Origin of the sequence: Rhizobium sp. BK379, assembly GCF_014193955.1 — a bacterium.
GTDB lineage: Bacteria > Pseudomonadota > Alphaproteobacteria > Rhizobiales > Rhizobiaceae > Rhizobium.
On the sequence record NZ_JACIAD010000002.1, the window covers coordinates 949,746 to 966,096 of the forward strand.

At 61.1% G+C, this 16,351-nt stretch carries 16 protein-coding genes; 7 read left to right on the forward strand and 9 right to left on the reverse strand.

Annotation, left to right across the window (positions count from 1 at the left end):
- Positions 1–11: 11 nt before the first annotated feature.
- Positions 12–1,538 (reverse strand): ABC-F family ATP-binding cassette domain-containing protein, encoded by a 1,527-nt coding sequence (locus tag FHT93_RS15685; RefSeq protein ID WP_183848233.1) that lies wholly within the window; start codon positions 1,536–1,538, stop codon positions 12–14.
- Positions 1,539–1,998: 460 nt separating this feature from the next.
- On the opposite strand from FHT93_RS15685, the gene FHT93_RS15690 reads away from it, so the two are divergent.
- Positions 1,999–2,499 (forward strand): metal-dependent hydrolase, encoded by a 501-nt coding sequence (locus tag FHT93_RS15690; protein WP_183848235.1) that lies wholly within the window; start codon positions 1,999–2,001, stop codon positions 2,497–2,499.
- A gap of 147 nt (positions 2,500–2,646) precedes the next feature.
- A complete protein-coding gene (locus FHT93_RS15695) occupies positions 2,647–2,949 on the forward strand; it encodes an alkylphosphonate utilization protein (RefSeq protein WP_112971006.1) in 303 nt (100 codons plus the stop codon).
- 105 nt (positions 2,950–3,054) lie between these two features.
- Here the strand turns inward: FHT93_RS15695 and FHT93_RS15700 are convergent, their stop codons facing one another.
- Positions 3,055–4,611 (reverse strand): helicase HerA-like C-terminal domain-containing protein, encoded by a 1,557-nt coding sequence (locus tag FHT93_RS15700; RefSeq protein WP_183848237.1) that lies wholly within the window; start codon positions 4,609–4,611, stop codon positions 3,055–3,057.
- Positions 4,612–4,839: 228 nt separating this feature from the next.
- Here FHT93_RS15700 and FHT93_RS15705 point away from each other — a divergent pair, with 228 nt between their 5' ends.
- Both FHT93_RS15705 and FHT93_RS15710 read left to right on the forward strand, forming a co-directional pair.
- Positions 4,840–5,235: a hypothetical protein gene (locus FHT93_RS15705; RefSeq protein WP_113014952.1), complete on the forward strand. Its 396-nt coding sequence runs from the start codon at positions 4,840–4,842 to the stop codon at positions 5,233–5,235.
- Between the two features lie 336 nt (positions 5,236–5,571).
- Positions 5,572–5,862 carry a hypothetical protein gene (locus FHT93_RS15710; protein WP_113014951.1) on the forward strand — a complete coding sequence of 97 codons (291 nt, stop codon included), beginning with the start codon at positions 5,572–5,574 and terminating at the stop codon, positions 5,860–5,862.
- 29 nt (positions 5,863–5,891) lie between these two features.
- Here FHT93_RS15710 and zwf read toward each other — a convergent pair whose 3' ends face one another.
- Complete coding sequence (gene zwf, locus FHT93_RS15715) at positions 5,892–7,400, reverse strand: glucose-6-phosphate dehydrogenase (RefSeq protein ID WP_112971004.1); 1,509 nt, start codon at positions 7,398–7,400, stop codon at positions 5,892–5,894.
- Positions 7,401–7,548: 148 nt separating this feature from the next.
- Between zwf and FHT93_RS15720 the strand changes: the two genes are divergently transcribed.
- Positions 7,549–8,166 (forward strand): LysE family transporter, encoded by a 618-nt coding sequence (locus tag FHT93_RS15720; RefSeq protein ID WP_183848239.1) that lies wholly within the window; start codon positions 7,549–7,551, stop codon positions 8,164–8,166.
- A gap of 58 nt (positions 8,167–8,224) precedes the next feature.
- On the opposite strand, the gene FHT93_RS15725 is transcribed toward FHT93_RS15720, so the two are convergent.
- The 4 genes from FHT93_RS15725 to FHT93_RS15740 all read right to left on the reverse strand — a co-directional run bounded on the left by FHT93_RS15725 (position 8,225) and on the right by FHT93_RS15740 (position 12,432).
- Positions 8,225–8,935 (reverse strand): hypothetical protein, encoded by a 711-nt coding sequence (locus FHT93_RS15725; RefSeq protein WP_113014949.1) that lies wholly within the window; start codon positions 8,933–8,935, stop codon positions 8,225–8,227.
- Between the two features lie 217 nt (positions 8,936–9,152).
- On the reverse strand, positions 9,153–9,923 hold the full coding sequence (gene tam / locus FHT93_RS15730) for a trans-aconitate 2-methyltransferase (protein WP_113014948.1): 771 nt from the start codon (positions 9,921–9,923) through the stop codon (positions 9,153–9,155).
- A 136-nt stretch (positions 9,924–10,059) separates the two neighbouring features.
- Entirely contained in the window at positions 10,060–11,796 is a 1,737-nt protein-coding gene (locus FHT93_RS15735) for a hypothetical protein (protein ID WP_113014947.1), read from the reverse strand.
- 171 nt (positions 11,797–11,967) lie between these two features.
- Positions 11,968–12,432: a cupin domain-containing protein gene (locus tag FHT93_RS15740; protein WP_112543054.1), complete on the reverse strand. Its 465-nt coding sequence runs from the start codon at positions 12,430–12,432 to the stop codon at positions 11,968–11,970.
- 272 nt (positions 12,433–12,704) lie between these two features.
- Between FHT93_RS15740 and FHT93_RS15745 the strand changes: the two genes are divergently transcribed.
- A complete protein-coding gene (locus FHT93_RS15745; protein ID WP_183848241.1) occupies positions 12,705–13,523 on the forward strand; it encodes a sugar phosphate isomerase/epimerase family protein in 819 nt (272 codons plus the stop codon).
- A gap of 42 nt (positions 13,524–13,565) precedes the next feature.
- Here FHT93_RS15745 and tet read toward each other — a convergent pair whose 3' ends face one another.
- Positions 13,566–14,744: a Tet(A)/Tet(B)/Tet(C) family tetracycline efflux MFS transporter gene (tet, locus tag FHT93_RS15750; RefSeq protein ID WP_183848243.1), complete on the reverse strand. Its 1,179-nt coding sequence runs from the start codon at positions 14,742–14,744 to the stop codon at positions 13,566–13,568.
- Positions 14,745–14,821: 77 nt separating this feature from the next.
- Between tet and tetR the strand changes: the two genes are divergently transcribed.
- Positions 14,822–15,433 (forward strand): tetracycline resistance transcriptional repressor TetR, encoded by a 612-nt coding sequence (tetR, locus tag FHT93_RS15755; protein ID WP_113203639.1) that lies wholly within the window; start codon positions 14,822–14,824, stop codon positions 15,431–15,433.
- Between the two features lie 3 nt (positions 15,434–15,436).
- Here the strand turns inward: tetR and FHT93_RS15760 are convergent, their stop codons facing one another.
- Positions 15,437–16,342 carry an adenylate/guanylate cyclase domain-containing protein gene (locus FHT93_RS15760; RefSeq protein ID WP_112971108.1) on the reverse strand — a complete coding sequence of 302 codons (906 nt, stop codon included), beginning with the start codon at positions 16,340–16,342 and terminating at the stop codon, positions 15,437–15,439.
- Between the last annotated feature and the right edge of the window lie 9 nt (positions 16,343–16,351).

The window sequence follows — 16,351 nt, forward strand, 5'->3', positions numbered from 1 at the left end:
CTCTGCAGGCCTTACCCAGCCCCTCCCACACTTGCAAAGAAGCCTTCAGGACTCTCCACCTCCACCAGCTTCTTCCGCTCGATCAGCCAGAAGCGGTTGCCGACCGCGCGCACGAAGCTGCGGTCGTGAGAGACGAGCAGGCAGCTCGCCTCATGCGCCAGCAGTTCGTTTTCCAGCGCTTCCTGACCCTCGATGTCGAGATGGTTCGTCGGCTCGTCGAGCAGGTAGAAGTTCGGCTGCGTCAGCCTGAGCACCAGCATGCCGAGCCGTGCCTTCTGTCCGCCCGAGAGCAGTTTGACCGGCTTGCCCTGCATCTCGATCGTCATGCCGGCGCCGGCAAGCAGTGAGCGCGCTCGCTGGTCGCCGACATCGAAGCGGCGGATGATCGTCTGCAGTGGCGTGTCGGCATCGCTGAGATCGGCAAGCAGCTGATCGCCATAGCCGAGCACCAGCGAGGGCGTGGCCTTGATGCCTGCCTTTGCTGTTTCCGGCTCGGCGATCGCCGCGCGCAGCATGGAGATCAGCCGCGACTTGCCGGCGCCGTTGAGCCCGAGCAGTACGATGCGGTCGCCCTGGCAGATGAACTGCTTTCCCGTGCGGAAGAGCGGCGTGCCGTCAGGCGTGGTGACTTCCGCATCCTCAAGCGTGACCAACACCTTGGCATGCGTGCCGCGATTGGCCAGGCGGATTGCGCCTGCCGAACGCTCCAGATGCGCGGGCTTGGCCGTTTCCTCCAGCTTTTCGGCGCGCTGTTTCAACTGCTTTGTCTTGACCACCAGCAGGTCACTGCCGGAATTGATGCCGATATTGTTGAGCTTGGCCGCCTGTTTGCGCAACTGCTCGACCGTCTTCATATCCTTCTCGTAGCGCCGCGCATCGGATGCGTCCGCCTCGTCGAGTGCCGCTCTCGCCCGGCTGTAGGGCAGGGAGAAGACCGGCGACTGCTCCGGCCGCAGGAAGAGCGTCCGGTTGGTCGTCGCATCGAGAAAGGCACGGTCGTGGCTGGAGATGATCACGGGCGTATCGCGCGGCAGCGCGTTCAACCAGTTTTCCACCTGCGCGATCTTTTCGAGATCGAGATGGTTGGTCGGCTCGTCGAGCAGCAGCACGTCCGGTTCGTTCACTGAGGTGCGGGCGATCAGTGCCAGCCGCTGCCAACCGCCGCTGAGCTGTCGGAGAGGCCGCTCGCGCAATTCCTCGGGCACTTCGAGTGATTCCAGCACGACATCCGCACGCCAGCTTTCACCGTCGGCCTGATCGGGAGGAAGTGCGTGAAGCACGGCGTCACGGAAGCTGGCGTCGAGAAGTGCCGGCGGCACATTCTGCTCCACATGGCCGATAGTGAGCCCGCGCGCCCTGGTGAGCTCGCCTTCGGTCGGTTCCAGCTTGCCCGTCACAAGGTTGAGCAGGGTGGATTTGCCGCGCCCGTTCGCAGCCACGAGGCCGATCCGGTCGCCGGCATTGACGACGAGATTGAGCTTCGAAAACAGCGGCGCGGACAGAACGATGCCGAGATTGCGGATATTGATGAGGGTCATGATCGTATCCTGGTCTTGCCAAGCGATCACGCATGTCCGGGGCTTTCAGCCATCGACGGAAAAGCGCGTTATGCTTGGTGGATTATGAAATGCTTGCAGCTTGAACGGCGGGCATTCAGGTGCAGCAGTGCCACTAGGGGCAGACCAGGAAGAGATTTGCGAGAAACGGTCTCTGGTCAGCCCTGCAAACGCATCTGCAGGGCGTTGACTGGGCCACGCTGGCGATGATGCCGGAAATAGATATTCATGCGCAGCCCTCCTTTCTTTCTCGATTGCACGAGGGAAATACCATTGCTCGCGTCTGGAAACAAGGGATCACGATAGAGATAGCCGCATCGCACTCGCACCCTTTCACACCATGCCGGCAGAAATCAGCCACACCGAAGTCTTCATGTCGCAGCCGCTTTGATCCCGACACAATCGCCTCCTAGCGATGTCAGGCGTCACAGGGAGGCACCGCATGCTCATCGCTCATCTGCCGGCAGGCTATATTCTTGGAACTGCCGCGCGACGCAGGGCATCATCCTCTGCCGTCATGGCGGCAGCGCTGATCGGCAGCGTCGCGCCGGATTTCGACGTGATCTATTTCTACGCCTCCGGCGGCCGGGTTCATCACCATGCCTATGTCACGCATTGGCCGCTCTTCTGGCTGGTCGCGGCGGTCCTGGTCCTGCCGTTCCTCAAATGGCTCCGTCCGGACTGGCTCGCCACGGGTTTCGTCTTCTTCGCAGCCGCCATGCTGCACATGGTCATGGATACGATCGCGGCGCCGCTCCTTTGGTTGGCACCTTTCTCCTTTCATGAGTTCGAGCTGGTTCGGGTCCCCGCAACCCATGCCAGTTGGATCGTGAGCTTCCTGCTTCACTGGACGTTCCTCTTGGAAATCTCGATCTGCCTTTCGGCGCTCGCCCTCTTCCTGATGCGCCGCCGACGCGCCGAAGCCGGCCGAACTGCGGTCTGACCAACATGCGACGGCCTCGCGCCGGTGCCGGAAAAGCTGCATTGAGTTCTGCCAACGGAGGCTTACCGGAGCAGTTGCACAACACCCTGTGATCGTTATAAGCCGCCGTCCAGGGCTGAAGAGACATTCATGATCGGGGGCGAAATGATGGCAGTTGGTGACGACGACTATGTTTATGACGAGGCGACAGGCGAATGGCGCCCGGCCTCCGAGATGGCTGCAGCCGCGCAGGCTGCATCCGAGGTTCGCGACGCCTCCGGAAACGTGTTGAAGGACGGCGATTCCGTCACGCTCATCAAGGACCTGAAGGTAAAGGGCGCCAACCAGACCCTGAAACAGGGCACGGTTATCCGCTCGATCCGTCTGACAGATAATCCCGAAGAGATCGACTGCCGTCACGATACGATCAAGGGCCTTGTCCTGCGCACGGAATTTGTCCGCAAGCGCTGATCAAGGCTGGTTGCGCAAGAGCGCGCAGCCGTTCTGCGATGCCGGCCGCGCCGGACAGACTTAAAGCGTGGCAGCGGATCCGAGAGATCGCACCACGCTTCAGTCCTACCGCTTCAGGCTTCCCAGGATCCCCCGCACCAGCGCCCGGCCGACCTGCGTCGCCACCGTACGCGCGACGCTCTTCATCGCCGCTTCCATCACCGTTTCGCGCTGGTAGCCGGAACGGCCGCGCGGCTGTGCCTTGTCGTCGTTATCGCTGCCGCCGAAGCCGGGTAGGGTCCAGCCTGATGTCGTGCTGCCCTCCTGCGGCGCCGGCGCTTGTTCCTGCGCCCGCTTGGCCGCGTCGGAATCTGCGGCCTTCTGGGCGCGGGCGGCCAGCATCTCGAAGGCGGATTCACGGTCCACGTCCTCGTCATAGACGCCGAGTACGGGGCTGTGATCCATGACCAGTTGGCGCTCGGCATCCGTCAGCGGTCCGACGCGGGCGGACGGCGGGCGGACCAGCGTGCGCTCGACGATCGAGGGTGCGCCCTTGGCTTCAAGCGTCGAGACCAGCGCCTCGCCGGTACCGAGCGTCGTGATGACGGTGGTGCAATCGAAGGCCGGGTTGGGGCGGAAGGTGTCGGCCGCCGTCCTCACCGCCTTCTGTTCGCGCGGCGAATAGGCGCGCAGCGCATGCTGCAGACGGTTGCCGAGCTGGGCGAGTACCGTCTCCGGAACATCGAGCGGGTTCTGCGTCACGAAATAGACGCCGACCCCCTTGGAGCGAATGAGGCGCACGACCTGCTCCACGCGCTCGATCAGCACCTTCGGCGCATCGTTGAAGAGCAGATGCGCCTCGTCGAAGAAGAAGACGAGCTTCGGCTTGTCGGGATCGCCGACTTCCGGCAGTTCCTCGAAAAGCTCGGAAAGCAGCCACAGCAGGAAGGTGGCGTAAAGGCGCGGGTTCATCATCAGCTTGTCGGCGGCAAGCACGGAAATCTGCCCGTAGCCATTGCTCGACGTGCGCATGATGTCGGTGATCTTCAGGGCCGGCTCGCCGAAGAAATGTTCCGCACCCTGCTGTTCCAGCACCAGCAGCGCGCGCTGGATGGAGCCGACCGAAGCCTTGGAAATCAGACCGAACTGGCTGGAAAGCTCTGTGGCATTCTCGCCCATATAGTTGAGCAGCGCAGTAAAATCCTTGAGGTCGAGCAGCGGCAGTCCGGCCTTGTCGGCGATCTTGAAGGCGATGTTGATGACGCCTTCCTGCGGCTCGGAAGCATCCATCAGCCGGGCGAGCAGCAATGGCCCCATCTCGGCGATCGTGGTGCGCACACGATGGCCTTTCTCGCCGAACAGATCCCAGAAGATGACCGGGAACTGCTCGAGTTCGTAATCGTCGAAGCCGATCTGCTCGGCTCGCTTGGTGAGGAAGTCCTTCGCTTCGCCCTTGGCGGCGATGCCCGAGAGGTCGCCCTTGATGTCGGCGGCGAAGACCGGCACGCCGGCGCGCGCAAAGCCCTCGGCCAGCACCTGCAGTGTCACCGTCTTGCCGGTGCCGGTGGCGCCGGTCACCAGTCCATGACGGTTGCCGAACTTGAGGTCGAGATATTCGCCCTTGTTGATGCTGTCATCAGGATTGCGGCTTGCGCCGATGAAAATCTTGCCGTCCTCGAGCATGTAGATTGTCTCCCTCGGTCGATGCCGCCGCTCAATTCCAGAATATGCGGAGTGCTCTTTCCGCACAGTCATGCAAATATCGTTTCTCTGTTATAAGCAGGCGACAGGAGACGGACAACTGCCTGTGTTAAAACGGAAAGCGGGACCGGACGCTGACAGGAAGAGCCGCTTGAGTTGCCCTCTCAATTCGATTACGTTGACGTTAACGTCAAAAACAGGAGGCTGACGATGAATGAGATTGTGACTGAAATCGCCAATCGTGTGGGCATTGCGCCTGATCTGGCCGAAAAGGCGCTCGGCATGATGCTCGGCTTCCTGCAGCGTGAAGCGGCCGATGGGCCGGTCACCGAAATGATCGAGAAGATCCCGGGCGCCACCGAACTCGTTGCCCAGTTCAACGGCGAAGGTTCCGGCGGTGGCGGCGGTCTGCTCGGCGGCCTGATGAGCGCGCTCGGCGGTGGCGGCATCATGGTCCTCGGCCAGCAGTTGATGAGCGAGGGTCTCGGCATGAGCGAAATCACCTCGCTCGCCAAGGAAACCATCGCCATCGCCAAGCAATATGCCGGCGAAGAGGTGGTTGATCAGGTGGTTGCTTCCGTTCCCGGCCTGAGCCAGTTCGTTTAACCCGATCCATCATTTCAGTGAGCCCTCGGCATCGTCCGAGGGCTTTGTTTTTCAGCACTTTCCTCGTTCTTCCCCGAGTGTTTCACGGCTGGGCGAGCCCGATCAACGCTGCTATTTGGGCCCGTCGGTCACCCGCCACCCCGCATATTTTTCTCAAACGCGCAATCGCCTTTTGATATGGGATCAAACCTTCGGGAACATCGCGCGCTGCATGGAAATTCGCGCTCACCCTCCCTAGATTAAATCAAGCCGGATCTTTTACCAACGGCCGGATCGGCTGGAACGATGCATGCTCAAATCTCGTTTCATATCGGCCACATAAGAAGGAATTTGGTCATGCGTACGGTGATTGCAGCAGCCTCGATCATCCTCCTCGGTTTCGCCGCCCCGGTCTTCGCCCAGACCCTCGGCGATATGGATTATTCCGGCCGCTTTGGCGGAATGCCGCCCGGCACCGTGCCGGATGCCAACGCAAACGGCGGCGGCATCTCGATTCCGCTGGATCCCGTTGAAAATGACAATGTCACAGTCGTTATTCCGTCGGAGCGGACAGTCTGCCCGAAACATGGCACGCGCGCTTATCGTAATGCCGAGCGTGACCGCACTCTGGCAGCGGCCTGCCGCTGACGGTCGAGGTGGACCGAGAGCAGGAACGGCTATTTGCCGTTCCTGTGAAGGATAACGCCCAGTTCATGCCACTCGCGGCCGTCGCGCTGGATCAGTTCGTCGGCGCAGGCGGGTCCCATGGTGCCGGGAGCGTAGGAATCCGGAATGCGATCGTCCTTCGCCCACTCGTCAAGGAAGGGCTGCACGGCCGCCCAGCCGGCCTCGATGCCGTCGGCGCGCTGGAATAGTGTCTGGTCGCCGATGAAGAGGTCGTAGAGCAGCGATTCGTAGCCGGTCGTCTTGCCGATATCGAATTTGTCGGCATAGCGGAAATCGAGCGAGACCGGCACTGTGTCGACGGATTGTCCGGGCGACTTGATGGAAATCTCCATGCTCATGCCCTCATCGGGCTGCACCTGGATGACGAGCCTGTTCGGCGGCAGGCGGCGGTTGACCTCCGTCTCGCGAAATTGCGCGAAGGGAACCGGCTGGAAGGTGATGACGATTTCCGTATCGCGCGCCGTCATCGCCTTGCCGGTGCGCAGATAGAAGGGAACGCCGGCCCAGCGCCACGTATCGGCATAGAGCTTCAGCGCCACATAGGTCTCGGTCTTGCTGGTGGGCGAAATGTCCTTCGTATCGCGATAGGCGGGCAAGTCGGTACCGTTAAGCGGACCGGCGGCGTAAGCCCCGCGCACGCCATTCGCCTTGGCTTCCTCTGGCGTATAGATGCGCAGCGCCTTCAGCACCTTGCTCTTCTCGTTGCGGATCGCCTCGGCGTCGAAACTGTTCGGCGGCTCCATGGCGATCATCGCCAGAAGCTGGAAGAGATGGTTGGGGATCATGTCGCGTAGCGCGCCGGTTGCGTCGTAGAATTTCCCGCGCGTGCCGACATCGACAATCTCCGAGGCGGTGATCTGTACGTGGTCGATATAGCGGTTGTTCCACAGCGACTCGATCATCATGTTGGCAAAACGCGCCGTCATCAGGTTCTGTACCGTTTCCTTGCCGAGGAAATGATCGAGCCGGTACACTTGGCTTTCTTCGACCTGAGCGAGGATGCGCTCATTCAGGGCACGCGCTGACGCGAGGTCGGTGCCGAACGGCTTTTCGATCGCCACACGGCGGAAGCAACCCTCGCTCTCGTCCATTAGCCCGAGACTGGCAAGTTTTTCGACAATCGGCCCGAAGAAGCTCGGCGGTACGGCGAGATAGAAGGCCGCATTGCAAGTCTTGCCAAGCCGCTTGCCGATTTCGAGGAAGATATCGTCCTTGGTGAAATCGCCCTGCAGATAAGAGATGCGCGATCGCAGGCTCTCCCAGGCTTCGTCCTTCGCGCTTGCCTCCTCGCCTTCGAGATGGGCGAGAAAAGCATCCAGCCGTTGGCGCAGGAATTCATCGTCGCCCGGTTCGATACCGACGCCGAGGATGTTGAGATCCGTGCCGACGAGGCGGCTGCGGGTGAGATTGATGATGGCCGGGACCAGCAGTCGCCGTGTCAGGTCGCCGGTGGCGCCGAAGATGACGAGAGTGACGGGCGGGGTGGGGTGAGCGTCCATGCGTGCCATCTCCTGCTGAATTGTCCGGCCGAATATAAAGCGCTCCGGCTTTGCCGCAAGCACCTTGCAGCTCAAGGATAACAAGTGTTTGACACAGTGCCATAAATATATAAAGACATAAAGATATCGTTATGTCATTGGGTGGTGCATGATCGGCCTTGTCAGCGCAGGCTTCTTCCTCACGGCTGCTCTTGCTCTTCTCGGTTCGCCCGGACCGGCAATTGCTGCTCTTCTGGCGATCGGCCGCCAGCATGGCATGACGACCGGCCTGCGCTTCTATCTCGGTCTGCAGATCGGTCTGGCGGTTGCGGCCGCAGCCGCTGCTGCCGGCCTGTTGTCATTGATCGCGGCGATCCCCATGGCAATGTTGGTAATGACGGTCGCCGCCGCTCTCTATCTGGTCTGGCTGTCGTGGAAGATTGCCTCGGCACCGGTCGGCGCTGATCTCTCGGCCGCGCGTCGGCGCGCCTTGCCGACCGTTGCTGGTGGTGTCGTGCTCGGTCTCACCAATCCCAAGGCCTATATCGCCTTCGCCTCGCTGTTTGCCGCCTATCGGCTCTCGCAGGACGGCGCGCTGGACATGCAGGCCAAATGGGTACTCTGCGTCCTCGTCATGATTGTCGTCGACATTTTCTGGCTGTGGCTGGGTGTCGTCTTGGGCAAGATGCGGCTTGAGCCGTCGAGCGAAAGGATCCTCAACATCTGCTTCGGCCTCGTCATCCTTGCGACGGCTGTCCTGTCGCTGGCCGAGCTTGCTGTCTCCTGAAAGAAAACGGCCATTGCGGAAGAACCTTTCGCAATGGCCGTCGTAGAACGTTGGTCGCTTATGCCTTGGAGTCGGACTTGTCGGTGGTCGTATCGGTGGCCGGCTTTGAACCGGCGCCGTCGGTTGCCGGCTTGTCCCCTGTGCCATTGGCGGGCTTGGTCTCGGACTTCGCCGGCCAAGTGATGTAGTAGTTCTGCGAGCCGACCTGGCCGAAATAGACTTCGTTGCCGGTGCCCTTCTCGATGAAGCTGCCGTTTTCGCTTCTGACAAGACGGCCATGCGAATCGCGCTGCAGATGGTCACGTAGGAAGTCGTTCCAGTCGTCGGTCTTGATGTCGGTGCCCTTCTTCTGGTCGACATCGGCCTCCTTGGGATCGGTCACGTCCCAGGCCTTGATCGAAACGCCCTGGGTCGGATCGGTGACCGTCAGCTGGCCCTTCTTGAAGGCGGCAAGCATGGCGGCTTCCTGGCTACCCGCGCCCTTGGCGTCGGCCGCGGCCGTCATGTTCTGGCGCAGCAGCGCCATGAAGGAGGCGGTGGTGATATCGGTGCTGGCGACCGTATTGCCGGCTGCGTCAGTCGATCCGGCCTTGCCGGCATTGATCTTGTCGAGCATGACCGAGAGCGCCGAGCGGGTCTGCGAGGGCAGGCTGGAATAATCGTGGTCGGTCGTGCTGCTGCTGGAGCTGCTCTCTGAAGAGCCGCCCTTGATCACCTGCAGCGCGATCTGCGCAGTCTGCAGCCTGATGTTGGAAACAGAAGAAACCATCTCAAAATCTCTTTGTCGGTCCTCGCGCAATGCGCAAAGGCGTTTAACGGATAGCGATCGGCGTCGATGACGCCGGCAAAAGCACGTCTGGATTGAGAAACCCCAAGACCGATCGCTACACTTCAAACTTTGCGTGTGGCTTGCGAAATGACGACAAAACGATGCCGGCAGCGATGGATGAATCGCTGCCGGCGCCAGAGAAATCAGGATTTGCCGGTCAGGCCTTCACGGCCACCATGAAGAGACGCGGGAATTTCAACAGCACCTTGCCGTCGGCCGCCTTTGGATAGACCCTGTCGACGCGTTGCAGATAGTCGGCCAGGAACGCCTCGCGATGCTCTTCGCCGGCATGGTCGAGATAGGGGCGAAGACCCGTTCCCTTGACCCATTCGACGATGGCAGCCGCGTTGTCCATCGGATGATTGTAGATCGTATGCCAGATGTCGACCCGCGACGACTTGGCGATCAGCCGGCTGTAATAGGTCGAAGGAGGTGGCAGCACGTTGCGACGTACGCTCTTCTTCTCGAAGGCACCCTTCCACGGGCCGGCATGGGCCGTCTCCTCCATCATCAGATGGCTCGGCTCGCCGAGATTGTCGGGCATCTGCACGGCAAGCACACCGCCCGGCGCCAGCCCGTCCATCAGTCTGTCGAAAATGTCGAGATGGCTGGGCAGCCACTGGAACACGGCATTGGCAAAGAGCAGGTCCGCCGGCTCCGAGGGCTGCCAGGTGGAAAGGTCGGCCTCCACGAAAGCCGTGCCCGGCAGACGCTTGCGGGCTGCCTCCAGCATGTTCAGGTCGCTGTCGAGACCAGACACATTTTGCGCGCCGTAGCGGTCGATGATCAGCTCGGTCGAATTCCCCGGCCCGCAGCCGAGATCGACGGCGTGGCGCAGCTCCGTCAGGGGTACCTGCGCCAGCAGGTCGCGCGCCGGGCGCGTGCGCTCATCCTCGAATTTCACATATTGGCTGGCTGACCATGCCATCGTTTTTCTCCTGATATCAGGCCACGTCCTCGACGCGGCGGATGCGAACTTTGTCGATACGAACCGACCGATTCAGGCGGCCAGAATCGCCGCACTAGCGCTTGCACATTTCCGATCTCGACGAATGTCAGCGGGTTCAGCGAAGGTTTTCTTTTATCGGCTTGTAGCAGGCATCGGTGTCGCCGATCTCGGTTTTGCTGATGGGCTTCCATGTATTCCGATCAAAGTCAAAGAACTCGATGAAACACTTGTTGACGTCGTAACTCAGCCACTGGACGGCAACAAGTCGGCTGTCCCGGCTATAATCCAGGTTCAGATACATGTTGTCTTCGCCACCACGGGGGAAAGATGCCGGACGACCGGTCTGGTTGTCGGCGACTATGGCGAAAGAACACCCTGCACCGCAACCAATCTGGATAAGCGTATAGTGTCCTGCAAAATTCGGTCCTTCGCGCATTCCCTCGCGGATGCGCGTTCTGAAGCTGTTGAACTCACGGTCTCGCCTTTTGAAATCCGGCAACACTGTCTTTCCGGTAAACCGACCTTGAATCGGGAAGTCGCTTGCGTTTGGCCGCTTGACCTTGATTGCGGGAGACGCTGCGGCGACTGCTCTGTCCTGTTGAGGTGACGCAGCATCGCAAGCGTGCCATTCCATCTGGTACCCGTACTCGCCTTCACGGCCATAACACCAGCCCACAGCCTGGAGCTTCGTTCCGACGGTCTCGCGCCGGTCGCAGGCCGCCATTGTCTCGGCAGAATCTCCGCTGCCGCCTCGGCACGCAGTATTCTGCTCCTTCCATTGCGATATCAGGCGAGTGGGTTGGGACGCGCCCTTGTCGGTCGCTATGACCTTCCCCGTCTCCGAGATAATGGTTCCGGCCCTCTGGTCCCAAACGAGCGAGAATTCCGCTGTCCCCGAAGACACCCGGTCATCAACGTCGCGCTTGGCGTACCAATCAAGGACGCCATCTATCCTGCAGGTCTCCGAACATGTCACCCGCGCCGACCCAGGTTTCACACTGTAGGCTCGGATCGGCCATCTTGATGCGAAGTCTCGTTTTTCACGAATTACGATCGCTTTGGGAGTAGCCTTGCCGTAGAAGTCGACCGTGTCGGCGTAAGCCTTCTCCACGAAATCAAGCGCTTCGGAATTCCCGCGGGACCATGCGTCGTGGTAAGTTGCCACAAAGGCGAGAGCCTTTTGCTCGGTCGTCAGTGGAGTGACTTCAGTATTTGTCGAGGGCGGGACGGTGGTCGGAGCCGCTTCGGTCGATGCAGCGCGCTCCGGCAGAGCGGGCAGACTGCCCCACGTGACCTTGTAGTTCTGCATTTCGTTCGCGGTGAGATATCGCATGTCATCGCTGGGAACCGATAAGCTAAGCTGGAGCAGCTTGGGATCGACATCCATCTCGATGAGGTATGTCATGATCTCTGCGGTCATCGCCTGAACCGCGGCGACAGCAGCATTGCCTTCGATATTGCTCTCCGGCGAGAAGGAAGACTGGTGGACGCCGATCGCGCCTGGCTCCGCTTGGCGGTTCACGCCGCCGACAAACGACAGCGCACAAGCAGAGGCACATTGCGAGGACCGAAGCTGCAGAGTTGATAATCCTAGCGACCGGATCATTCGCCCATAGGCCATTGCCGAGAGAACGTGACCACCATTGCTGTCAAAGGTGATTACCTTGGCTCCGCTTGCCGCAACTTCGCGGGCAAGCAGTTCGGGATTGTCGGATTGGCTAAACTCACCTTTGAGGAGCAGAACCGGGGAGGAATTATCAATCGGCACACGCTGAATTGTGATGTCTGCGCATGCAGTTCCGAACCAGATTGTCGACGCCAAGATCCCTAAAACGACAGTACGCAGAAACACGACCACAAATCCCCAGACACCGCGAAATATATGCTAGCGCATCAACCGCTGCGCGCAATACGAAAGCTATGCTTGGGTTTCTCAAATAGAGAATGTGTTTAACGCGCAGCCTACCGTCGGAGACGATCTCTTCGCTGGCCGTTGCGCGGCGTCAAGAGAAACTGACGGCGCTTACGCCGCCAGGATCGTGATCCCGTGGGCGTTTGCAGCGGCCCGCATACGCGCCACCGTTTCCGGCGACGGGCTGCCCTGCGGCTGCTCGGTAACGCCCTCGGTCTCTATGAATTCTGCCATTTCGCGATCGACGATGGCGGAAAAGACTGCGGGGACGGTTCCGTTGTTGGAATAGCCGTGCACCATGAAGGGGGCGATGGTGACGATGTCGCCCGCGCTCGCCTGGATCTCTTCCGGCCCGGTATCGGTCAGCCGCCAGATCGTCAGCGTGCCCTCGATGATCCGGAAGACTTCCGGGCTTGCATGGGCGTGACGCGGCGTCTTACCGCCGGGCGCAACCGTCATGTCGAAGATGTTCAGCCAGTTGCCGGTGAGGCGAGCCCGTCGCTCGACCTTGTCGCCCAGCACGAAGAAGCTTCTTGCCTCCGTCCGGGCATCTGTTTTCACAAATGAGTTGGACATGGTGTCTCTTTCTTTTTCTTGCGGGGCGGTCCGATAGACCTTCGCGGTCGTTTTGGCAACCGCCGCAAAATCGGGGGAGGGGCGAAGAACAAGCGACTTTGCGCGCTTTCAGGCTCCGAAGCCGACCGCGATCATATCGGTATGGCTTCCCCGCAGCGCAAGTGCGACAGGTTGGCCGTCGTCTTTTCTGTAATATCGGCGACACAGAAGAGGCGCATAGAACGCGCCGATCCTTCCCTGCCAATCCGGCATACCATCAGCGGAGCACCCCCATGTCTTCTCTTCCCATCGTCGGCGCCGCCATGACGATCAACGAACTCGAAAACCATCGTGACTGGCTCTTCGAAAAGTCTCGTGATCTCGAACTGCAGAGCTTCATCAATGCAGATGTTCTGAACGGCGATTGGACCCCGCGCGCCGATCACGTCAGGAAGCTGCTCGACGGCTACAAGGGCCGCGTCGGCATCCATGGCCCGTTCTGGGGATTCGTCATCGCCTCGCAGGATCCGGATATCCGCGCCGTCGTCTCCCGCCGTATGCTGCAGGGCCTCGATGTCTGCGCTGCGATCGGCGGCACGCATATGGTCGTCCACAGCCCCTATACGACGTGGGGCTACAACAATCTCGACAGCAATCCCGGCGAGCGCGAAAGCATTGTCGATTACTGCCATCAGACGATGCGCGATGCGGTGAAGCGCGCCGAGGAAATCGGCTGCACCCTCGTCATCGAGAACATCGAAGACAAGGACCCGCATATCCGCGTGGCTTTGGCCGAGAGCTTCAACTCGCCGGCCGTCGCCGTCTCGATCGACACCGGCCATGCCCACTATGCCCACGGCTCCACTGGCGCCCCGCCAGTGGATTATTACGTCCATGCCGCCGGCAACCGCCTCGGCCATGTGCACCTGCAGGATGCCGATGGTTATGCCGACCGCCACTGGGCGCTGGGCGAAGGCACGGTCAACTGGCGTGCGATCTTCGCTGCCCTTGCCAAGGTCGAAAGCAACCCGCGCCTGATCATCGAGATCAAGGACAAGTCGAAGATCATCGCTTCGGCTGAATACCTGGCTTCGATCGGCGTCGCCCAGTAACGGAGACAGGCGGCGGGCTGATCATCCCGCCGCCGTCCGCTTTCAGGCAGGCGCATCCTTCGACCGGCGCGTGAAGGCAACCGGCAGGCAGAGCACGTAGAAACCTGCGCCCAGGACCCAGACAAGCCCCGGGAAAACATCGCGCGAAGCGAAGTAGATGGTGCTGATCGCCAGCGGCCCGATGATCGAGGCAAGGCTGGTCATGCTCGCAAGCAGCCCCTGCGCACGTCCCTGATGATCGCTGTCGACGCGCCCTGTCACCAGAGACTGCAGGGCGGGCGCCCCGATGCCGCCGAGGCAGAAGAGCGGCATCAGCAGGAAGGCCATCCAGCCCTCTGTCACCAGCGCGATGATGATATAGGCGGCGCTGTCGGCGACGATGCCGATCAGGAGCGCACGGTGCTCCCCCCATCTTTCGCTGATCGGCCCGGCGATGAAGGCCTGCACGACGGCATGGAAGAAGCCGAAAGCGGCGAGCGAGAGGCCGACCATCATCGGCGACCAGGAAAACTTGTCCTGACCATAGAGCACCCAGATCGTGCCGCCGACCTCGCCGACAAGCGCAAGGATGAAATAGGCGCCGGCGAGGGGCAGCAGCAGCCGGTAGCCCAGCAGCCAGCGGAAATGCGCCAGCGGCGAAAACTCGTGGCTCTCGGCTTCTGTACCGGTTCTGCGCGTCTCCGGCAGAAGGAAGAGGGCCATCAGCAGGTTGGCTGCATTGAGCCCTGCAGCGGCGATGAAGGGCAGCCGCACGGAAAACTCACCCAGCACGCCGCCGATCGCCGGTCCGGCGATGAAGCCGATGCCGAAGCAGGCGCTGAGTTGGCCGAAGCGGCGCGTGCGCTCGGCATCTTCGGTAATGTCGGTCACGCAGGCGGCAGCGACCGCATTGCTGGCACCGGTAATGCCGGCGATCGCCCGGCCGATGAAGAGCAGCCAGAGCGATGGAGCAACGGCCATGAACACGTAGTCGAACGCCGCCCCGCCAAGCGACAGCATCAGCACCGGCTTGCGGCCGAACCGGTCCGACAGCGACCCGAGCACCGGAGAGAAGATGAACTGCATCAGCGCATAAAGCGCCAGAAAGGCACCGAATCGCCATCCGAGATTGTCGGTATGGCCGACATCCTCCAGGAGCCGCGGAAAGATCGGCAGGGTCAGCCCGATGCCGGCCGCATCGAGGATGACGGTGGCATAGATGACGGTGAGCGCCTTTTTCATGGGATTACCCGAAAATTTATCACTGATAAGTTCCTTATCGCTGATAAATTGAAATGGCAACAGGGAATGGAAACAGGATGAAGGTGGATCGGGCGCAGATCGTCGACGAAGCGCTGAAGCTCTTGAACGAGGTGGGCATCGATGCCCTCTCCACACGGCTGCTCGCCGATCGGCTGAATGTGCGCCAGCCCGCGCTTTACTGGCATTTCAAGAGCAAGCGGGCGCTGATTGAAGCCATGGCCGAGGAGATCATGGCGCGCGGCCACACCCACGACTGGCCGGTCGTGCCCGAGAACTGGCGGGACTTCATGCTCGAAAACACCCGTGATTTCCGTCGCACGCTCCTGAGCTATCGCGACGGTGGCCGCGTGCATGCCGGCACGGAAACCAGTCCGCAGGACCTTCCCAATGTCGAAGCCCATATCGCTGTCCTCGTCGGAGCGGGCATGGAAGCGGAATTCGCCATGGAACTGCTCGTCGCCCTTGCCCGCTACACGGTCGGCTGCGTCATCGAGGAACAGACAGAACCGCCGCCGGAGCAGGAAAAGCTCGACGCTGCGGCAGCCGATTTCCCGCTCACACACCGGGCAATTGTACATTACCGCACATCCGGCCACGAAGCTTTCTTCGAAGCCGGGCTGCAGATGATGATCTATGGCGCTGAACGGCGGCTCGCAGAACGCGCCTGATGCTCAGTCGCGCATTGCCCAGCGAATCCCGGCAGCGACAGACAGTCCCAGCATCGGCCAGATCGCCCAGAATGTCCCGTGCCATGTCAGCATGTTGATGGCGACGATTCCAACGCCGATGACGGCAAGCGCGGCGACGCGATGGTCGAAACGGTCCTGCATGCGCACCCAAATCATGGCCGCGACGAAGGCGAAGGCGAGCAGCGGCCATACAGCCCAGAACTCCCCCTCCCAGGTGGCAATATTGATGATCAAGATCATGGCGCCAATGACAGCCAGAATGCCGCCAAGCTTGCGCAGCCTGCCGCGCGGTGCCACCGATCGTGGTTTCGGCATCTCGACAGGCCGTTCGGGAGCGGCCGCCGGCTTCTGTGGCTCCGGACCGACAGCGCCGATGCGAACGGCATAGCTTGGCACCGCGTCGGCGATATTCTTCATCTCCAAGGCCCCCAGGAAATCAAATCCGACCGCCACCTTGTTGCGCACCTGGTCATAGACCGTGTTGGAGATCACGATCCCTCCGGCCGGCGCGGAGGCCTGCAGGCGGGCCGCGATATTGACGCCGTCGCCATAGATATCCTCACCTTCGACAATGACATCGCCGAGGTTGATGCCGATACGGAAGAGCATGCGTCCGTCCATCGGTCGTGCCGCATTCTTGCCGGCAAGCTCGTTCTGAACGTCGATTGCCGCCCGGACCGCCTCGACAACGCTCGGAAAATCGGCAAGCAACCCGTCGCCCCAGGTGTTGACCACTCGCCCGCCATGGGAGGCGATCAGGCGCGACATGGCATCGCGATAGTGCTTGAGCATGGCGAGCGTGCCTTCCTCGTCCTCGCCCATCATGCGCGTATAGTCCTGCACGTCGGCTGCAAAGATCGTTGTCAGCTTGCGTTGTGTCTCGCTCATGAAGTCCCC